Genomic DNA, 956 nt, shown 5'->3' with positions numbered 1-956 from the left:
TCTGGTTGATTCATGTATTCTCTGTTCATTCTAGCTCTTGTATTAACTACTTTAATTTTAATACGTTTCTTGTATTCCTGTTGTCGTAAGTACATCAGATATTTATCTCTAGCCATAGTTACCTCCTATAAATAGTATAACACAAAATGCCTACAAAGTCAATCATAGCTTACATAACAGAGGATAAACCAAACCTGAAAAGTGCATTTGATATAATATATATATCAAGTTGAGAGAGGAAAGCAAATGACAGAGGAACAGCTACTATTTAAGCAAGAGACATTGTCAGAAGTTGACTTTAACGAGTTCTTACTTAACGCTGTTGAATGTGGTTTGATTAATCTTGATACAGCTTTAATTTTTAAGGGAGAATAAAGAAATGAATAAAGAGCATATTTTAGCACAAAAAGAAGTATTGACTCCGATTGAATATGAACACTATGTTAAGCACTTATTTGATATTGGAGAAATTACTAAAGAGCTTTATATTGAATTGAGTTCTGATTTATGAGCAAAGCCTTAGCTATTGACTTTAGCACCTCTAATACTGGTTACGCATTTCGTAATCCTTTGACAAATGAGTATGTAGTCGGTTCAATTGCAGGTGGTAAAAGTAAAGATCCTTTGGAACGTGCCAAGCTTATTGCTGACGGTATAACAGAAATTATTGAGCATTACAATTTATTTGACTACTTTATTTATATTGAAGAACCTATTATCACGTTCAAGTCTAAGGGAAACATCTCATTGATTAGAGCTAACGGTTCATTCTTGGGTGTCATGCGTAACCGTCATAACATTGGCTATGTTGATGTACCAAACAGTAAATGGTGTGGGTATCATCTAATTAAAGGTAAGAGTGCATTGCGAAAAGTACAAAGCATTGAGATACTCAAGAGCTATAACATAGTACCTGATAATGATATCAACGACGACATGGCAGACGCGTTCTGTAT

At 33.7% G+C, this 956-nt stretch carries 3 protein-coding genes; all 3 read left to right on the top strand.

What is annotated here, in order from left to right; genetic code table 11:
• Positions 1-246 precede the first annotated feature (246 nt).
• Positions 247-375, top strand: a complete 129-nt coding sequence (locus CO675_RS41865; RefSeq protein ID WP_015979565.1) for a hypothetical protein — start codon at positions 247-249, stop codon at positions 373-375.
• Between the two features lie 4 nt (positions 376-379).
• A complete protein-coding gene (locus CO675_RS41860) occupies positions 380-511 on the top strand; it encodes a hypothetical protein (RefSeq protein WP_015979566.1) in 132 nt (43 codons plus the stop codon).
• On the top strand, positions 508-956 hold a 449-nt coding region (locus tag CO675_RS39575; RefSeq protein WP_097677271.1), incomplete at its 3' end, for a hypothetical protein. The genes CO675_RS41860 and CO675_RS39575, both read left to right, overlap by 4 nt.

The sequence above is a fragment of the Bradyrhizobium sp. C9 genome, from assembly GCF_002532045.1.
Classification (GTDB): domain Bacteria; phylum Pseudomonadota; class Alphaproteobacteria; order Rhizobiales; family Xanthobacteraceae; genus Bradyrhizobium.
This window is presented reverse-complemented; position numbering and strand designations above follow the sequence as displayed.